The organism is Pseudomonas kurunegalensis (assembly GCF_030291635.1).
Classification (GTDB): Bacteria; Pseudomonadota; Gammaproteobacteria; order Pseudomonadales; family Pseudomonadaceae; genus Aquipseudomonas; species Aquipseudomonas monteilii.
In genome coordinates this window covers 49,986-66,274 of the sequence record NZ_CP127871.1, presented here as the reverse complement: position 1 = coordinate 66,274, position 16,289 = coordinate 49,986, and the positions used below count along the sequence as shown (strand labels likewise).

Genomic DNA, 16,289 nt, shown 5'->3' with positions numbered 1-16,289 from the left:
GGGTCGGCCCGGCCGACCCGTTCGGGGGCCGTCGCGGCCCTCACAAGGAGTGATTGATGAAGAAGCTGCTTGCTGTTGCTGCCGCTGTCGCGGCCTTCTCGGCCCACGCCGATACCCTGACCGTTGCCGCCACCCCGGTGCCGCACGCCGAGATCCTCAACTTCGTCAAACCACAGCTGGCGAAAGAGGGCGTGGAGCTGAAGGTGAAGGAGTTCACCGACTACATCCAGCCGAACGTACAGGTGGCCGAAAAGCGCCTGGACGCCAACTTCTTCCAGCACCAGCCGTACCTGGATGAGTTCAACAAGGCCAAGGGTACCCAACTGGTGAGCGTAGCCGGCGTGCACATCGAGCCGCTGGGCGTGTACTCGACCAAGATCAAGAAGCTGGACGAGCTGTCTTCCGGCGCCACCGTGGTCATCCCCAACGACGCCACCAACGGCGGCCGCGCCCTGTTGCTGCTGGACAAGGCCGGTGTGATCAAGCTGAAGGACAACAAGAACATCCTGTCCACCGTGAAGGATGTGGCCGAGAACCCGAAAAGCATCAAGTTCCGTGAGCTGGAAGCGGCCACCATCCCGCGCGTGCTGACCCAGGTCGATGCCGCCCTGATCAACACCAACTACGCGCTGGAAGCCAAGCTGAACCCGGAGAAGGACGCGCTGGCCATCGAAGGCAGCGACTCGCCATACGTGAATATCCTGGTTGCCCGCCCGGACAACAAGGACTCGGAAGACATGAAGAAGCTGGCAGCTGCGCTGCACTCGCCTGAGGTGAAGCAGTTCATCGTCGAGAAGTACAAGGGCGCTGTGGTTCCGGCGTTCTAAGCCGAACATCGCGCTGGATTCTTCGCGGGGCAAGCCCGCTCCCACAGGGATATCGCCAAGCCTGAGGCTAACGGTAATCCTGTGGGAGCGGGCTTGCCCCGCGAAGCTTTTAAAGCCCCATCAATCCCGCTTCACAAGCCCGGGCAACTGCGCCACCAGCTTCTGGTTGTTGAACGGCGCACGAATGAACCCACGCTGACGCCCATCCGGCCCCACGACTGCCAGGTTGCCGCTGTGATCCACGGTATACCCCGGCTTGCTGGTATCGGCCGGAATGAACGGAATGCTCAAGGCATTGGCCAACTTCTGGGTATCCTCGATCGACCCCGCCACCCCGACAAAATCCTTGTCGAAATAGCCCAGGTACTGCTTCAGCTGGTTCGGCGTGTCGCGGTTCGGGTCCACACTCACCAACACCACCTGCAGCCGGTCAACGGCTTCCTTGGGCAGCTCGCTCTTCACCTGGCGCAACTGGGCCAAGGTAGTCGGGCAGATGTCCGGGCAGTAGGTGTAGCCGAAGAACAGCAGCGACCATTTGCCCTTCAGGTCGTCCAGTTGCACTGGCTGGCCATCCTGGTTGGTCATGGTCACATCCGCCACGGTACGGCTCTGCGGCAGCAGGATGATGCCGGCGTCGATCAGCTCGGTAGGGTTGGGCTGGTCGCGGCCATTGAGCACCTTGTTGACAGTCAGGCCCATGATCAGCGCGACCAGGGCAACGAGGATAAAGACGGTTTTCTGGGTTCGGGTCATAGGTTCAGCAACAGGTAGTGGTCGAGGAGCAACGCGATGAACAGCGCGAACAGGTAGCCGATAGAGTACTTGAAGGTACCGATCGCCGCGTGCGGCCGGCTGCCACGGTACAACACCCAGGCCCATTGCAGGAAGCGCAGGCCCAGTGCCAGGGCACAGGCCAGGTACAGCGGGCCGCTCATGTGGATGGCATACGGCAACAGGCTGACCGCCAGCAATACCAGGGTGTACAGCAGGATATGCAACTTGGTGTAGCGCTCGCCGTGGGTCACCGGCAGCATCGGGATATCGGCCTTGGCGTATTCTTCCTTGCGGTGGATGGCCAAGGCCCAGAAGTGCGGTGGCGTCCAGGCGAAGATGATCAGCACCAGCAGCAAGGGTTCGGCGCTGACATGGCCGCTCACTGCCACCCAGCCGAGCAGCGGCGGGGCGGCGCCGGCCAAGCCACCGATGACGATGTTCTGTGGCGTGGCACGCTTGAGAAAGCCGGTGTAGAGCACCGCATAGCCGAGCAAGGACGCCAGGGTAAGCCAGGCGGTCAGGGCGTTGGTGAACGTCAGCAGCAGCGCCATGCCCAGCAGTGCCAGCGCCAAGGCGAACGACAGTGCGGGCAGTGGCTCGACCCGGCCTTGGGCCAGCGGCCGCTTGTGGGTGCGGGCCATCAGCGCATCGATGCGCCGATCCACCACATGGTTGACCACCGCCGCAGCACCTGCACACAAGCCGATGCCCAGGTTGCCGAACAGCAGCACGCTCCAGCTCACACCCGCGCGGGTGGCCAGGAACATGCCAGCCAGCGAGGTAATCAGCATCAGCACCACCACCTTGGGCTTGGTCAGCTCCAGGTAATCGCGCCAGCTGGCCCGCCGTGCGCTCAGAAGCGTCGCCACGAATCATTCCTCATGTGATGGGAAGTGCCCACGCCGGCCACCGGCCGCAGGCGCCAGCCGTGGCCGACACCCACGCGCACCTTGTCGACCACGCGAATGCGGTAGTTCACCAGCACCATGCTCAACAGCAACAGCGCCCCACCCGCGTTGTGCGCCACGGCCACGGCCAGCGGCAGGTGAAACAACACATTGCTGATGCCCAGGCCCACTTGCAGGGCCAGCGCCAGCAGCACCAGCCGAGCCAGGCCGGGGAGGCCACAGCGGTGAAGCTTCCAGCTCAGCATCAAAAGCACACAAGTCACCAACAATGCCCCCAACCGGTGGCTGATGTGGATGGCTGTGCGTGCGTCACTGTCCAGTTGCCCGCCCAGGTAGTTGGGGCCGACGTGCTGGGTCAGGTGAAAGCCGTTGCTGAAGTCCGCCGTCGGCCACCACTGGCCATGACAAGTGGGCAGGTCAATGCAGGCGACCGCTGCGTAGTTGGCACTGACCCAACCGCCCAAGGCGATCTGGCCGATCACCACCAGCAGGGCCAATGCAGCGATCCGGCGCAAGCTCAACGGCAACTTGGGCAATGGCGCAAAAGCCCGGGATAGACGCAGGGATAGCAGGAACAACAGGCTCAACGTGGTGAACCCGCCGAGCAAGTGCGCGGTGACCACCTGTGGCCACAGCTTCAGGGTAACCGTCCACATGCCGAAAGCCGCCTGGGCCAGCACCACACCCAGTAGCAACACAGGCAGGCGATAGGGCTGGCCATCGCGGGCATGCCGGCGCACCGCCTGGAAGGCGAGCAGGGCAATCACCATGGCCAGCGTGCCGGCGAAGTAGCGGTGGACCATCTCGGCCCAGCCCTTGGCCTCTTCCACGGGGTGATCGGGGAAGTGCAACTCGGCATGGGCCAATTGGGCCTCGCTCTTGGGCACGCTGATGAAGCCGTAGCAACCCGGCCAGTCCGGGCAGCCCAGGCCGGCGTGGGTCAGGCGGGTATAGGCGCCGAGCAGGACGACCAGCAGTGCCAGCAGGGTGGCGAATACAGCCAAGCGGAATCCAGGTCTGGCCATGGCAGGCTCCTAGCCGATGTTGGACAGCTTGAGCAGGTGGCGCAGGTCGTCCAGCACATGCTTGCCGTTGACCTTGCCGTCGTAGCGCAGCACCAGGTTGCCGTGCGGGTCGACGATCCACAGCTGCGGGCCAGGCTCGCCAACCTTTTGCAGATAGTGCTGGGCATCCAGCGGGTAACGTTGCAGTTGCGGGTACTCACGGCCAAGCAGCGCCTGGTAGTCGGCGCTCAGCGGCTGGGCGGCGGCCAACGCATGGCTGGCGCGGCTGGCATCGCGGCCCAGGCCGACCTGGATCTGCCGGGCCAGGTACACCAGCCGCTGGCAGTCTTCAGCACAAGCTTGCGGCGCGCTGACCAGCAGCTGCCAGCGCTCGTCTTCGCCTGCTACGCCGATATCAGCACGGCTTTCACCGTTGCCGATCATGGCGCCGTGGTAACTGCGGCCCTCCGGCACCCAGAACTTGAGCTTGTACATGCTGGTGGCCAGGATCATCGGCCCGAGCACCACCAGCAAAATCAGCAATAGCTGCAAACGCCCGCGGGCTCTGGGTTTGCCACGTTCAGGCACGTCCAGTGGAGTGGCGGTGGCCATGGCGTTTCTCCTTGTTGTGGTGCCAGCCAAAGTAGAGGTAGAGCAGAACCAATGCGGCAGAAAGGGCAAACCACTGCACGGCGTACCCCAGGTGTTTTTCCGGGCCCATGGCGACTACTGGCCAATCCAGACGATAGGCTGCCGGGCCTGGCTCCAGACGCAGCTCATGGGCGTAACCTTCGCGGCCAAGCTGCGGCCAGAGCTGTGCGGCATCAACGGCCGTGAGCAGATGCGGCCATTGGCCGCCTTCCGGGTCGGGATGCAGCTGGAACGTGCTGCCGGGTGATACGTACACCGAAGCGTCCAGCGCCAAGGCCTGAGAAGGGGTATCGAAATGCACGGGCACGCGGCGGTCTGGCCAGGGCAGCCAGCCGCGGTTGACCAGCAGCCACAGGCCGCTGGCCTGGTCATGGAAGGGTTGCAGCAGTTCGACACCGGCCTGGCCGTCGCGCATGCGGTTGTCCAGCAACAGGCTGTGCCCGGCGTCGAAGCGGCCATAGAGGTGAACGCGGCGGAAGGCGTTGTCTTCGTTCAATGCCAGCTGAGCCGTGGCGATTGGCGCGTCGACCCGCCGCTCGGCATAGGTGGCCAGCAGCACGCGCTTTTCCTCGGCGCGGCCCAGTTGCCAGCAGCCAAGCGCGATCAAGCCCGGCAGCAGCGCAAGCACCACCAGGGTCAGTACCCAACCTGGGCGAAACGGCCTCACGGGCGCCTCGCTATACTTATCCACATCACCGCATCCCCCCCGGAGTAGCGCCATGCTCAAGGCCGCGATTGTCCTGATGCTGTTGGCCACAATTGCCAGCCTGTTCAGTGGCCTGGTGTTTCTGGTCAAAGACGATGAAAACTCGACCCGCCTGCTCAAGGCATTGACCGTGCGGGTGACCCTGGCGGCCCTGACCATTGGCCTGGTTGCCTGGGGCTTGATCAGTGGTCAGCTGGTTTCGCATGCTCCCTTCTGAATCTCTGAGTGCCTGGCCTCGCTCCTACAGCACATACACAAAGATGAACAACCCCACCCACACCACATCGACGAAGTGCCAATACCAACTGGCCGCCTCGAAGCCGAAGTGTTTCTCCGGGTTGAAATGCCCACGCAAAATGCGCACGAACATCACGATCAGGATGATCGTCCCCAACGTCACGTGGGCGCCGTGGAAGCCGGTCAGCATGAAGAACGTCGCCCCGTAGATCCCCGAACCCAGCGTCAGCCCTAGCTTGGTATAGGCCTCGTGGTACTCGTAGGCCTGCAACGTAATGAAGCTGATACCCAGAAGAATGGTCAGCGCCATCCAGAATTTCAGCGGCCCTCGGTGATCACGGCGCAGCGCATGGTGCGCAATGGTGATGGTCACGCTGGAGCTGACCAGCAGGATGGTGTTGATCAGCGGCAGGTGCCACGGGTCGATCACTTCCTTTGGCGGCGGGAACAGTTTCGGGTCGGGCGTGTGCAGCAGCGGCCAGGTGAACTCGAAGGTCGGCCACAGCATGTGCGCAACCCCTTTGGCCCCTTCGCCCCCCAGCCACGGCCCGGCCAGCACACGCACATAGAACAGCGCACCGAAAAAGGCCAGGAAGAACATCACCTCGGAGAAGATGAACCAGCTCATGCCCCAGCGGAACGAGCGGTCCAGCTGCGGGCTGTACAACCCCGCGCGGCTCTCCTTCACCACGGCGCCGAACCAGCCAAACAGCATGTAGGCCAGGAACAATGCCCCAATGAAGAAAATCAGCGGCCCGTGCGATTCCGGGTGGCCGGCCTTCATGTCATTGAACCAGGTGCCCAGGCCGAACACCGTGATGAACATGCCGATGGTGGCGATGATCGGCCATTTGCTCTGCGCCGGGACGTAGTAGTGCTCATGACTTGCCATTGCTGTTCTCCTTCCCTTAACGGGCGCCCTGGACGTCCTGGGCCGCAACATGCGCGACCGGCGGGTGGCGAGCGGTGATGTCGAACAAGGTGTAGGCCAGTGTCAGGTGCTTCACGCTGGCCGGCAGGTCGCGGTCGACGATGAAGCGCACCGGCATCTCGATGCGTTCGCCGGGCTGCAGCACCTGCTGGGTAAAGCAGAAGCACTCGGTCTTGTGGAAATACGCGGCGGCCTCGGCCGGGGTAATGCTGGGTATCGCCTGCGCACTCATCGGCCGGTCGGTCGGGTTGTGGGCAATGAAGATCATCTGGTTCACCGCACCCGGGTTGACCTCCAACTGGTCAGCCGTGGAGTAGAAATCCCAGACCATGTCGCTGGCATTGGTCGACATGAACTGCACCCGCACCGAACGCGACGGGTCGCTGACCTGGCTGCCTTCGTATTGCCCGCCAGTCTTGCCGTTGATGCCAAAGGCCTTGCACATCACGTCGTAGATCGGCACCAGGGCGAAGCCGAAGGCGAACATCACCACCGTCAGCATCAGCAGGCGCGTTACCAGGCGTTTGAGCGACAGGCCGTTCATGGCGGGCTTCCTATTTCACTTCCGGTGGTGTCTGGAAGGTGTGGTAGGGCGCAGGCGAGGGGATCGACCACTCCAGGCCCTCGGCACCATCCCAGGGCTTGGCCGGTGCCGGTGCGCCGCCACGGATGCACTTGATGACGATGAACAGGAAGAAGATTTGCGTGGCGCCGAACATGAAAGCCCCGATCGACGACACCATGTTGAAGTCGGCGAACTGCAGGTTGTAGTCCGGAATGCGCCGTGGCATGCCGGCCAGCCCCACGAAGTGCATGGGGAAGAAGGCCATGTTCATGCCGATGAACGACAGCCAGAAGTGCAGCTTGCCGAGGGTTTCGTCGTACATGTGGCCGGTCCATTTCGGCAGCCAGTAGTAGGCCGAGGCGAAGATGCCGAAGATCGCCCCGGGCACCAGTACGTAGTGGAAGTGTGCGACCACGAAGTAGGTGTCGTGGTACTGGAAGTCCGCCGGGGCGATGGCCAGCATCAAGCCGGAGAAGCCGCCGATGGTGAACAGGATGACGAAGGCGATGGCAAACAGCATCGGCGTCTCGAAGGTGAGCGAGCCTTCCCACATGGTGCTGACCCAGTTGAACACCTTCACCCCGGTGGGCACGGCGATCAGCATGGTGGCGTACATGAAGAACAGTTCGCCCACCACCGGGATGCCGACCACGAACATGTGGTGGGCCCAGACGATGAACGACAGGAAGGCAATCGCGCCGGTGGCGTACACCATCGAGGTGTAGCCGAACAGCGGCTTGCGCGAGAACGCCGGGATGATCGAGCTGACCGCACCGAAGGCGGGCAGGATCATGATGTACACCTCGGGGTGCCCGAAGAACCAGAACACATGCTGGAACAGCACCGGGTCACCGCCACCGGCGGCGCTGAAGAAGCTGGTACCGAAGTGGATGTCCATCAGCATCATGGTCACCACGCCGGCCAGCACCGGCATCACCGCAATCAGCAGGAACGCGGTAATCAGCCAGGTCCAGACGAACAACGGCATCTTCATCAGGGTCATGCCGGGGGCACGTAGGTTGAGGATGGTGGCGATCACGTTGATCGCGCCCATGATCGAGCTGATGCCCATCAGGTGGATGGCGAAGATGAAGAAGGTGACGCTGGCCGGTGCATAGGTGGTGGACAGCGGGGCGTAGAAGGTCCAGCCAAAATTCGGCCCGCCGCCAGGGCTGAACAGGGTCGACACCAGCAACAGAAACGCCGCCGGCAACAACCAGAAGCTGAAGTTGTTCATGCGCGGCAGGGCCATGTCGGGCGCGCCGATCATCAACGGAATCATCCAGTTGGCCAGGCCGACGAAGGCCGGCATCACCGCACCGAACACCATGATCAGGCCGTGCATGGTGGTCATCTGGTTGAAGAACGCCGGCTCTACGATTTGCAGCCCGGGCTGGAACAGCTCGGCGCGAATCACCATGGCGAACGAGCCGCCAAGCAGGAACATGAGGAAGGCAAACCACAGGTACATCGTGCCGATGTCTTTGTGGTTGGTGGTCAGCACCCAGCGCATCAGGCCCTTGGCCGGGCCGTGGGCGTGCTCATGGCCGTGGGCGTGGTCGTCGATCACTGTGCTCATGTCCTGTCTCCTGCAACCCATTGATTGCCGCGAGTAACCCGGTTCATTGCGCTTCTGCCTGCTTCAGCGCCAGCACGTCCTTCGGCGTGACCATGTCGCCCTTGTTGTTGCCCCAGGCGTTGCGCTCGTAGGTAACCACGGCGGCAATGTCCACTTCCGAGAGCTGCTTGCCGAATGCAGCCATGGCGGTACCGGGTTTGCCGTGGAAGACAAGGCTCAGGTGGCCTTCCTTGGGTCCGGTAGCGATCTTCGAGCCCTTCAATGCCGGGAACATCGGTGGCAAGCCCTGGCCTTCGGCCTGGTGACAGGCCACACAGGTGGTGTGGTAGACCTTGTCGCCACGCTCCACCAGCTCTTCCAGGGTCCATTCCTTGCTGGTCAGCTCCTTGAGCTTGGCGGCTTCGGCTTTGCGCTCACCCAGCCAGGTGTCGTAGTCGGCCTTGGATTTCACCTCGACCACCACCGGCATGAAGCCATGGTCCTTGCCGCACAGCTCGGTGCACTGGCCACGGTAGATGCCGGGCTTCTCGATACGGGTCCAGGCTTCGTTGACGAAGCCGGGGATGGCATCGCGCTTGACCGCAAAAGCCGGCACCCACCAGGAGTGGATGACGTCGGCGGCCGTTACCAGGAAGCGCACTTTGGCACCCACCGGCAGCACCAGCGGTTGGTCGACTTCGAGCAGGTAGTGCTCGTCCTTGGGGGCCTTGTTGTGAATCTGGTCGGCGGGGGTGGCCAGGTTGCTGAAGAACTCCACGTCCTGGCCCAGGTATTTGTAGTGCCACTTCCACTGGTAGCCGGTGACCTGAATGTCGATGTCCGACTCGCTGGCGTCGTAGATGTCGATCAGGGTCTTGGTGGCCGGGATGGCCATGGCCACCAGAATCAGGAAGGGCACCACGGTCCAGAGGATTTCCACCCAGGTATGCTCGTGGAAATGCGCGGCCTGCTGGCCGGTGGAACGGCGGTGGATGACCATCGACCAGAACATCGCGCCGAACACCACGATGCCGATGATCACGCAGATCCAGAAGATGGTCATGTGCAGGTCGAAGACGGCGTTGGAGACTTCCGTCGCCCCCGGGTGCATGTTCACGGTCCAGGCGGCGTTGGCCTGACCAAAAACCGACCACAACAGGAGGCCCATCCAGACATGTGGATGTCGCATCATTGCGGGTTCCCCTTCTAATTCTTGTTGTCCCGGAGGCGTGGCCTGCGGCAAGAGGGAACGGCGGTCAAGACTGCCTGGCTTCGACGACCGAGCCCCTGCTAAAAGCAGTCGGGCCTCATCAACGAATCACGTTCACCGGGAGTATAGACAGCGACCAATGGCACGCAATGAAGCCTGTGAAATGAACTTCACGAAATGGCCAGATTGCCTGAAAACCGCACGCTTGAGGGGGCATGGCGCAATAATGGCACCTTGATATGCCTGAGAGCGCACACGTTTGCGAGATTTATAACAAATGGGTCTTAGGTATTCTGTATACCGAGCTAATTTAGTGTCTTCCGTTTGAAACGTAATGTCCCTGGAGTTGTCATGAACATCGCTGCTGTACGCGAGCAGGTAAGCCAAGCCCATCAACATGAAGGCCAGACTGGCCAATTGAAACAGCGTCTCGAGCTGCAACTGCCCCACCTGCACCCCTCGATCCAACTGCCTGAGCAGGACGCCCAGGGTACTTTGGCGCGCTTCGTCAGCGCCTACATCGACCAGGTTCCGGAACTGCTGGAGGCCGCACATGCGGTTGCCCGCGAGGCCGGGATCGAGTCGCAGATCAAACCGGTACTGAAAATTGCCGAAGCCTACTTCCTGCAGCCGCCCAGCGTGATGCAAGGGCATGTGGGCCTGGACTGCCTGCTGGACGAGGCCTACCTGGCGCACCGGCTGGTGGAAGAGGTGAACGATCTGTATATCCGTCACTTCCAGCAGCCGCTGATTCCGGTCGATACCACCGTCGCCAATCTGATTGCCCACCAGTTGATTGGCGAGGAATTTGCCAACCAGCTGGATGAGGTGGTGCATCACTCGGTTGACGAAATGCTCAATGACGAGAGCTTTGCCGTTGAATCGGTGGAGGCTTACCGGGAGAAACTCAGCAGCCCGGAAACCGGCGAGGCCTGGAAGCGCTGGCCTTGCCTGTCGCGGCAGCTGGGTGTCGAGCTGGGTCAACCGGCCTGATTATCCTGTCCCGGCCTCTTCGCGGGTAAACCCGCGAAGAGGCCAGTTCAGGCAATAGAGGTGTTCAGTTTCAGGCCCCAACCCCCGCCGTAGTCCGCAACCGCCCCTCGATCCGCCGCTTCAACCGCCGCTGCTCGATCAACAACCGCGACCCATTCGCCGCATTGCTGCGGCCCCAGTCTTCAAGCAGCTCAAGGCACGAGTGGTCGATGTAGCTCAGGTTACCCAACGGCACATGCAGCGTGGTCCCCGCCGGCACAGTATCCAGCACCTGAGTCAGCGCCGGCACCTTGAGGAACGTCGCCGCACCGCTAAGCCGCAGCTCCATGTGCCCAGCCTTCTCCAGGCTCACCAGGTTGATCTTCAGCCGCGCCGCCTTGAACGCCAGCTTCAGCAAAGTCAGGGCAAAGCCAAGCAGCACGCCGGTCAGCAGGTCGGTAAAGATGATCGCCAGCGCTGTCGCCGCATAGGTGAACATCGGCATGCGGCCATAACGGCCCAACCCGCGAAACGCCTTGAAGTCCACAAGCTTCACCCCGGTAAACACCAGCACACCCGCCAGGCTCGCCACCGGAATCTGTTGCAGCACGCTGCTCAGCGCCACTACGAACGCCAGCAGCCAAAGGCCATGGAAGATCGCCGAAGCCCGGGTTTGCGCACCCGCTTGCACATTCGCCGAACTGCGCACGATCACTCCAGTCATCGGCAAAGCACCCGACACACCGCAGAGCATGTTGCCGATCCCCTGGGCTGACAGCTCACGGTCGAAGTCCGAACGCTGGCCGCTGTGCATGCGGTCTACCGCCGCAGCCGACAGCAGGGTTTCAGCACTGGCAATGAAGGCCAGGGCGAAGGCAGCGACCAGCAGGGTAGGGTCGGCCAGCTGCATCAGGTCATCCGGGCGGATCCAGTCGATGGCCTCAGACAAGTCTGCCGGCACCTGTACCCGGTTGACCGGCAAGGCCAGCCACATGCTGATGCCGGTCATCGCCGCAACACCCAGCAGGGCACCCGGGACGAAGCGCAGCCGCTGCGGCCGCAAGCGTTCCCAGCCCCACATGATGGCGATGGTACCCAGGCCCAGCGCACCGGCCATCCAGCCGGTACCGGCGCTCTCCTGTGGCAGGGCTGCGGCCACGGTTGCCGGGAACTCCAGCAGGTTCTGCATGCCGGACGGCTGAGGCGCGGCGTCGAACATGACATGCACTTGCGACAGTACGATCAGCACGCCAATCCCCGCCAACATGCCGTACACCACCGCTGGCGCAGTGACGCGGAACCAGCACCCCAGGCGCAGGCGCCCGGCCAGCAACTGCAGCACCCCGGCCAACAGCAGTATCGGCCCCAGCATGGCCATGCCGTGCTGGCGCACCAGCTCGAACACCAGTACCGCCAGGCCGGCAGCCGGGCCGCTGACTTGCAGCGGCGAACCGGCGAGGAAACCCACGACAATGCCGCCGATAATGCCGGTAATCAGCCCTTTGGCCGGCGGCATGCCCGAGGCGATCGCAATGCCCATGCACAACGGCAAGGCCACCAGAAAGACCACCACCGACGCCAGCAACTCACGCGGCAGGGCCGCTTTCAACTGTGTAATGTTCACCGTATTTCTCCTTTCTCAGTCACACGGCCATTCCCCTGGCCGTGGGCACGTTTGCCCCTGACGAGCGCGCAGGCGCGGGCCGCCAGCGGGCGTGCCGGCAGGGCAGTCAGGGAATTCAAGGCAGCAGAAGGCCGCGCCACACCCTAAAGGGTGCAGCCGGCTATCAAGGTTCTAGCGGTGGATGGGTCGCTTAGTAGCGGCCTCTCGGGGTAGCGCAGGGGACCGGCTCGCCAGCAGCCAGGGGCAGGAAGCTGTCGCTGGCGGCATCGTAAGCTTCGATCTTGCTGGTCTCGATGTCGTAGACCCAGCCATGGATGTACAGCTCACCGGCTGCCAGGCGCGAGGCAACCGAAGGGTGGGTACGCAAGTGATGCAATTGGGCGATGACGTTTTCCTTGGTCAGCACCTGCATCGTCTCGTGTTCGCTACCGCACGAGCAGTTGTTCTCGACCACGGTACGCGCCACTTCGGCGTGGCGTAACCAGGCGGAAACGGTTGGCATCTTGGTCAGGGATTGCGGGTTCAGTACCGCACGCATTGCGCCGCAGTCGGAGTGGCCACACACGATGATGTGGTGCACTTTCAGTGCAAGTACGGCGTACTCGATCGCGCTCGATACACCACCATTCATCTGGCCATAAGGCGGTACCACGTTACCCACGTTACGGGTCACGAACAGGTCGCCTGGCGAGCTCTGGGTGATCAGCTCGGGGACGATGCGCGAGTCGGCGCAGGTGATGAACATGGCACGCGGCGTTTGCGCAGTGGCGAGCTTCTTGAACAGCTCTTGCTGCTCGGGGAAGACGTCATGGTGAAAGCGCAGGAAGCCGTCGACGATGTGCTTCAGGGCTGCATCGGCGCCCTCGGCGGGTACATCCGGAACGACCTTGGATGGGTCCTTGACGGGCATGATTCATCCTCTTGACGGTGTGTAGGTAAATCCATTTTACCGGTGAAAGATTCTGGCTATGCAGGGATTTAGATGACACGCACGGGCCATTGATCACAGTCGGTGTGGACTGATTTCCTACGCTAGCGGGGAAAACTTAACTGAAACTTAATTCGAAGGCTCTAGAACGGGTGTTCCAGACAGGAAAGGCGGGATCTGGATAATAGCAAAAAAGCATCAGTTGCCAATATGGATTAGCAAAATTATTGGGTGTTATTAGCTGAGTTGCAGGCATCAGAACAACGCCATCTGGCCCCCCGGTGGGCAGAATGCCGAGCAATCCAGTGCCTGCGCTTCCCGCCCCTCAAAGTTCAGCCGCTTCATGGCCTTGGCAAAACGCTGTGCCAACAGCTCGGCAAACACCCCTTCACCGCGCATGCGCGCACCAAACCGGCTGTCGTACAGCTCGCCGCCCCGGCTTTGGCGAATCAGGCTCAGTACATGCGCAGCCCGTTGCGGGTAATGGTCCTGCAGCCACTGCTCGAACAGTGGCGCCACTTCCCGCGGCAGGCGCAGCATCATGTAGGCCGCGCTCTGTGCGCCGGCTTCCCTGGCAGCCTCCAACAGGCGTTCCAGTTCACTGTCGTTGATCATCGGGATCATCGGCGAACACAACACACCCACCGGCACACCCGCTTCGCGCAATACCCGGATAGCCCTCAACCTTGCGCCGGGGGAGGCCGCGCGTGGCTCCAGCACCCGCTTGAGATCATCGTCCAGCGTGGTCAGGCTGATCATTACCCGCGCCAGGCGCTGGCGGGCCATCTCGGCCAGCAGGTCGAGATCACGCAACACCAGCGAACCCTTGGTGACAATGGTCACCGGATGGCGAAAACGCAGCAAAACCTCAAGCAGCCGCCGGGTGAGCATGTGCTCCCGCTCGATCGGTTGGTAAGGGTCGGTGTTGGAGCCCAGGTTGATCGGCGCGCACACGTAGCCCGGTTTGCTCAATTGTTGCGCAAGCACCTCGGCGGCGTTGGTCTTGGCAATCAGCTTGGTCTCGAAATCGAGGCCGGGGGAAAGGTCCCAATAGGCGTGCGAGGGGCGGGCATAGCAGTAGATGCAACCATGCTCGCAGCCACGGTAAGGGTTGATGGAGCGGTCGAAGGGCAGGTCGGGCGAGGTGTTACGACTGATCACCGACTTGGCAGTCTCGACCCGCACTTCAGTGCCCTGCGTCTGTGGCACTTCCTGGTACCAGCCATCATCCGCTGCCACCGAATGGCTCGGGGCAAAGCGGTTATGTGGGTTGTGCGCCGTGCCACGGCCCTTTTGCGGTGCTGGAGGAATCATGGCTCACCCTTATACTGTATTCATATACAGTATAATGCGCGCCAAAATCTTTCCAGCACCTCTGGTCTGGCTACTTCAGGCCATGCCAGCTCAGGTACGCTGCCTGTTCAGATTGCCGCCCCAGAAACACCTCGATGCCTTCGCGCAGTGGACGCGATGCACCCGGGGCGAACAACGCGTCCTGCAGGGCCTGGCCCGTGGCCCGGTTCAACAGGCCCTCGGCCTCGAAGCGCGTGAACACGTCAAAGGCATGCACATCCGACCACAGGTAGGCGTAATAGCCCGCATCGTAACCGTTCACCAAGTGGTCGAAGGCATGCGCCGGGTGCTCGAAATCAGCGAGTGGCCAGTAGCCACAACGCTCACGGGCCTCATCTAGGCGCTGCTCAAAGGACCTGCCATCGTTCGGTGCGGCATGCAGGTCTATGTCGAACAGTGCCAGGCTCAGATGACGCGCGATTTCCTCCACGCCCTGCTGCCGCAGCGCCTCCAGACTCTCATCGGCTTGCCGCCGGGTCAGCGGGCGGCCATCGCTTGCATGAGCCGAGATCGACACCAGGTAATCCGCATCCCAGACCCAACGCTCGAACAGCTTGCCAAACAGCTCCACGCCATCGGTGCCCAGTTCGGTCACGTTGGACATCACGTGGTTCGTCGTACGCACCAGTAGATGGTGCAGGGCATGGCCGAACTCATGGAACAACTTGCGCAGAGACAAGTGGTCGAGCAATGGCTGGCGACCTGGTGGTGCTTGCGGCACATCGCAGAAAACCACCACCGAGGCGGCCTGGTAGACACCGTCGGCATCGACCCGGCGGTTACGTAGGTAGGTGGTGAACACTGCGTCTGGCTGCTTGCCCTCATGCTGCACGGCATCCAGATACAGAAAACCAATGAACGCGTTGTCCTGCCACACCTCGAACGGCTGCACGCTTTCATCCCAGGTAGCGAGCGACTTGGGCTGGAGCACCACACCAAACAACCTCTGCGCCAGCGCCTGCAACGCGCTGACAACCGTGTTCAGCGGGAAGTAGTCACGCAGGGCTTCGCTGGACAACTCGCCGCGCGAAGACGCCTGCAAGTAGTCGTTGTCCCAGGGTTGCGGGTTCTCCAGCCCGTGATCGGCAGCCTGACGCGCCACCTGGGAGCGCCAGCGCAACATGGCCGGGCGCACATCATCGGCCAAGGCATGAAGGAAGCCGCGCACCTGGGCCACCGAACCCGCACTCTTCACATGCAGGCTCTGCTCCAGATGGCTGGAAAAACCGAGCAGAAGAGCCTTTTCCTCGCGCAGTCGGGCCAGGTGCTGCAGATATGAGCGGTTGTCCAGTTGCGGATCCTGGCTGACGCCACGGGTGTGGAATGCCCGGTAAACACGCTCACGTAGCTGGCGGTTGGCGGCATGCTTGAGCACCTCATCAGTGGTCACGCTGTCACAGGCTATCAACCAGCCTGGCTCACCTGCTTCCTGCGCCCGTGCAGCCAGTGTGTCGCGTATCCGCTGTGGGATGCCGCTCAGTTCGGACTCATCGGCAATACTCAGCCCTGGCCGGTTGATGTTGCTGCGAAATGCGTTGCAGGCAACAACGATCTGCGCCTGAAGGTCTGCCAGGCGCGCCTTGCCGGCGGCATCGAGCAATGCCCCGCTGGAGGCAAATTTGTCCAGATGCCAACGCAAGGTGGCGCGTTTCTGGGCATCCAGCTGCTTGCCAATGTCACTGTTGGCCAAACGCTCATAGAGTGCATGCAAACCCATGTTGACGAACTTCTGTTCGAAACGTGCCGTTGCTTTACCGTAAAACTCGATGATGGCGTTGGCCCAGGCTGCATCCCTGCCAACCAATGGTGTGGCGGCATACAACACCGCCAGTAGCTGGCTGTCCAGGCCATCCACGGCCAGCACCATGTCATCCCAGGTGGGCATGGCCTGCTGATCACGGATGATGCGCTCGATCCCTTGCTCGTGCGCCAGCAGCACATGATCGAAAGCCGCACACATGCTTTCAAGGGTGATGGAAGGGAAATCGATAGGGATGTGGCTAGCTTGCAGCAGGGGGTTGTCCATGGCGCGTCACTTTGC

At 62.1% G+C, this 16,289-nt stretch carries 16 protein-coding genes; 3 read left to right on the top strand and 13 right to left on the bottom strand.

What is annotated here, in order from left to right; translation table 11 throughout:
- Window positions 1–56 precede the first annotated feature (56 nt).
- A complete protein-coding gene (locus QQ992_RS00330) occupies window positions 57–827 on the top strand; it encodes a MetQ/NlpA family ABC transporter substrate-binding protein (protein ID WP_016712836.1) in 771 nt (256 codons plus the stop codon).
- A gap of 120 nt (window positions 828–947) precedes the next feature.
- On the opposite strand, the gene QQ992_RS00325 is transcribed toward QQ992_RS00330, so the two are convergent.
- The 5 genes from QQ992_RS00325 to QQ992_RS00305 are packed head-to-tail and all read right to left on the bottom strand — an operon-like array spanning window position 948 to window position 4,831.
- Window positions 948–1,580: an SCO family protein gene (locus tag QQ992_RS00325; RefSeq protein WP_060499831.1), complete on the bottom strand. Its 633-nt coding sequence runs from the start codon at window positions 1,578–1,580 to the stop codon at window positions 948–950.
- Complete coding sequence (gene cyoE / locus QQ992_RS00320) at window positions 1,577–2,470, bottom strand: heme o synthase (RefSeq protein WP_286111898.1); 894 nt, start codon at window positions 2,468–2,470, stop codon at window positions 1,577–1,579. Before cyoE ends, QQ992_RS00325 begins: the two co-directional genes overlap by 4 nt.
- Window positions 2,455–3,534: a COX15/CtaA family protein gene (locus tag QQ992_RS00315; protein ID WP_286111896.1), complete on the bottom strand. Its 1,080-nt coding sequence runs from the start codon at window positions 3,532–3,534 to the stop codon at window positions 2,455–2,457. The genes cyoE and QQ992_RS00315 overlap by 16 nt, the downstream gene beginning before the upstream one ends.
- A 9-nt stretch (window positions 3,535–3,543) precedes the next feature.
- Complete coding sequence (locus tag QQ992_RS00310; protein ID WP_286111895.1) at window positions 3,544–4,125, bottom strand: PA_0111/PP_0108 family redox-active disulfide protein; 582 nt, start codon at window positions 4,123–4,125, stop codon at window positions 3,544–3,546.
- Entirely contained in the window at window positions 4,094–4,831 is a 738-nt protein-coding gene (locus tag QQ992_RS00305) for an SURF1 family protein (protein WP_286111894.1), read from the bottom strand. The genes QQ992_RS00310 and QQ992_RS00305 overlap by 32 nt, the downstream gene beginning before the upstream one ends.
- Before the next feature lie 52 nt (window positions 4,832–4,883).
- On the opposite strand from QQ992_RS00305, the gene QQ992_RS00300 reads away from it, so the two are divergent.
- A complete protein-coding gene (locus QQ992_RS00300) occupies window positions 4,884–5,087 on the top strand; it encodes a twin transmembrane helix small protein (protein WP_003253030.1) in 204 nt (67 codons plus the stop codon).
- Window positions 5,088–5,111: 24 nt separating this feature from the next.
- On the opposite strand, the gene QQ992_RS00295 is transcribed toward QQ992_RS00300, so the two are convergent.
- From QQ992_RS00295 to coxB, 4 genes are read right to left on the bottom strand one after another with little or no spacing between them, the layout of a single operon-like run.
- Window positions 5,112–5,999: a cytochrome c oxidase subunit 3 gene (locus QQ992_RS00295; RefSeq protein ID WP_119368388.1), complete on the bottom strand. Its 888-nt coding sequence runs from the start codon at window positions 5,997–5,999 to the stop codon at window positions 5,112–5,114.
- 16 nt (window positions 6,000–6,015) lie between these two features.
- Complete coding sequence (locus tag QQ992_RS00290) at window positions 6,016–6,582, bottom strand: cytochrome c oxidase assembly protein (protein ID WP_016712829.1); 567 nt, start codon at window positions 6,580–6,582, stop codon at window positions 6,016–6,018.
- 10 nt (window positions 6,583–6,592) lie between these two features.
- A complete protein-coding gene (ctaD, locus tag QQ992_RS00285; RefSeq protein ID WP_119368387.1) occupies window positions 6,593–8,182 on the bottom strand; it encodes a cytochrome c oxidase subunit I in 1,590 nt (529 codons plus the stop codon).
- Window positions 8,183–8,225: 43 nt separating this feature from the next.
- Window positions 8,226–9,353 (bottom strand): cytochrome c oxidase subunit II, encoded by a 1,128-nt coding sequence (gene coxB, locus QQ992_RS00280; protein ID WP_286111892.1) that lies wholly within the window; start codon window positions 9,351–9,353, stop codon window positions 8,226–8,228.
- 369 nt (window positions 9,354–9,722) lie between these two features.
- On the opposite strand from coxB, the gene QQ992_RS00275 reads away from it, so the two are divergent.
- On the top strand, window positions 9,723–10,364 hold the full coding sequence (locus QQ992_RS00275) for a hypothetical protein (RefSeq protein WP_286111891.1): 642 nt from the start codon (window positions 9,723–9,725) through the stop codon (window positions 10,362–10,364).
- A gap of 70 nt (window positions 10,365–10,434) precedes the next feature.
- Here the strand turns inward: QQ992_RS00275 and QQ992_RS00270 are convergent, their stop codons facing one another.
- The 4 genes from QQ992_RS00270 to QQ992_RS00255 all read right to left on the bottom strand — a co-directional run bounded on the left by QQ992_RS00270 (window position 10,435) and on the right by QQ992_RS00255 (window position 16,274).
- Window positions 10,435–11,967 (bottom strand): SulP family inorganic anion transporter, encoded by a 1,533-nt coding sequence (locus tag QQ992_RS00270; RefSeq protein ID WP_286111889.1) that lies wholly within the window; start codon window positions 11,965–11,967, stop codon window positions 10,435–10,437.
- Window positions 11,968–12,157: 190 nt separating this feature from the next.
- Entirely contained in the window at window positions 12,158–12,877 is a 720-nt protein-coding gene (locus QQ992_RS00265; RefSeq protein WP_016712825.1) for a carbonic anhydrase, read from the bottom strand.
- Window positions 12,878–13,150: 273 nt separating this feature from the next.
- Window positions 13,151–14,209 (bottom strand): PA0069 family radical SAM protein, encoded by a 1,059-nt coding sequence (locus QQ992_RS00260; RefSeq protein WP_286111888.1) that lies wholly within the window; start codon window positions 14,207–14,209, stop codon window positions 13,151–13,153.
- Window positions 14,210–14,279: 70 nt separating this feature from the next.
- Window positions 14,280–16,274, bottom strand: a complete 1,995-nt coding sequence (locus QQ992_RS00255; protein WP_286111887.1) for a M3 family metallopeptidase — start codon at window positions 16,272–16,274, stop codon at window positions 14,280–14,282.
- Window positions 16,275–16,289: the final 15 nt, after the last annotated feature.

Excerpts from the sequence above, each read along its gene's own strand:
- QQ992_RS00330 (WP_016712836.1), top strand. The coding sequence starts at position 57 with ATGAAGAAGCTGCTTGCTGTTGCTGCCGCTGTCGCGGCCTTCTCGGCC.
- QQ992_RS00325 (WP_060499831.1), bottom strand. The coding sequence starts at position 1,580 with ATGACCCGAACCCAGAAAACCGTCTTTATCCTCGTTGCCCTGGTCGCG.
- QQ992_RS00315 (WP_286111896.1), bottom strand. The coding sequence starts at position 3,534 with ATGGCCAGACCTGGATTCCGCTTGGCTGTATTCGCCACCCTGCTGGCA.
- QQ992_RS00310 (WP_286111895.1), bottom strand. The coding sequence starts at position 4,125 with ATGGCCACCGCCACTCCACTGGACGTGCCTGAACGTGGCAAACCCAGA.
- QQ992_RS00300 (WP_003253030.1), top strand. The coding sequence starts at position 4,884 with ATGCTCAAGGCCGCGATTGTCCTGATGCTGTTGGCCACAATTGCCAGC.
- QQ992_RS00295 (WP_119368388.1), bottom strand. The coding sequence starts at position 5,999 with ATGGCAAGTCATGAGCACTACTACGTCCCGGCGCAGAGCAAATGGCCG.
- QQ992_RS00290 (WP_016712829.1), bottom strand. The coding sequence starts at position 6,582 with ATGAACGGCCTGTCGCTCAAACGCCTGGTAACGCGCCTGCTGATGCTG.
- ctaD (WP_119368387.1), bottom strand. The coding sequence starts at position 8,182 with ATGAGCACAGTGATCGACGACCACGCCCACGGCCATGAGCACGCCCAC.
- coxB (WP_286111892.1), bottom strand. The coding sequence starts at position 9,353 with ATGATGCGACATCCACATGTCTGGATGGGCCTCCTGTTGTGGTCGGTT.
- QQ992_RS00275 (WP_286111891.1), top strand. The coding sequence starts at position 9,723 with ATGAACATCGCTGCTGTACGCGAGCAGGTAAGCCAAGCCCATCAACAT.
- QQ992_RS00265 (WP_016712825.1), bottom strand. The coding sequence starts at position 12,877 with ATGCCCGTCAAGGACCCATCCAAGGTCGTTCCGGATGTACCCGCCGAG.
- QQ992_RS00260 (WP_286111888.1), bottom strand. The coding sequence starts at position 14,209 with ATGATTCCTCCAGCACCGCAAAAGGGCCGTGGCACGGCGCACAACCCA.
- QQ992_RS00255 (WP_286111887.1), bottom strand. The coding sequence starts at position 16,274 with ATGGACAACCCCCTGCTGCAAGCTAGCCACATCCCTATCGATTTCCCT.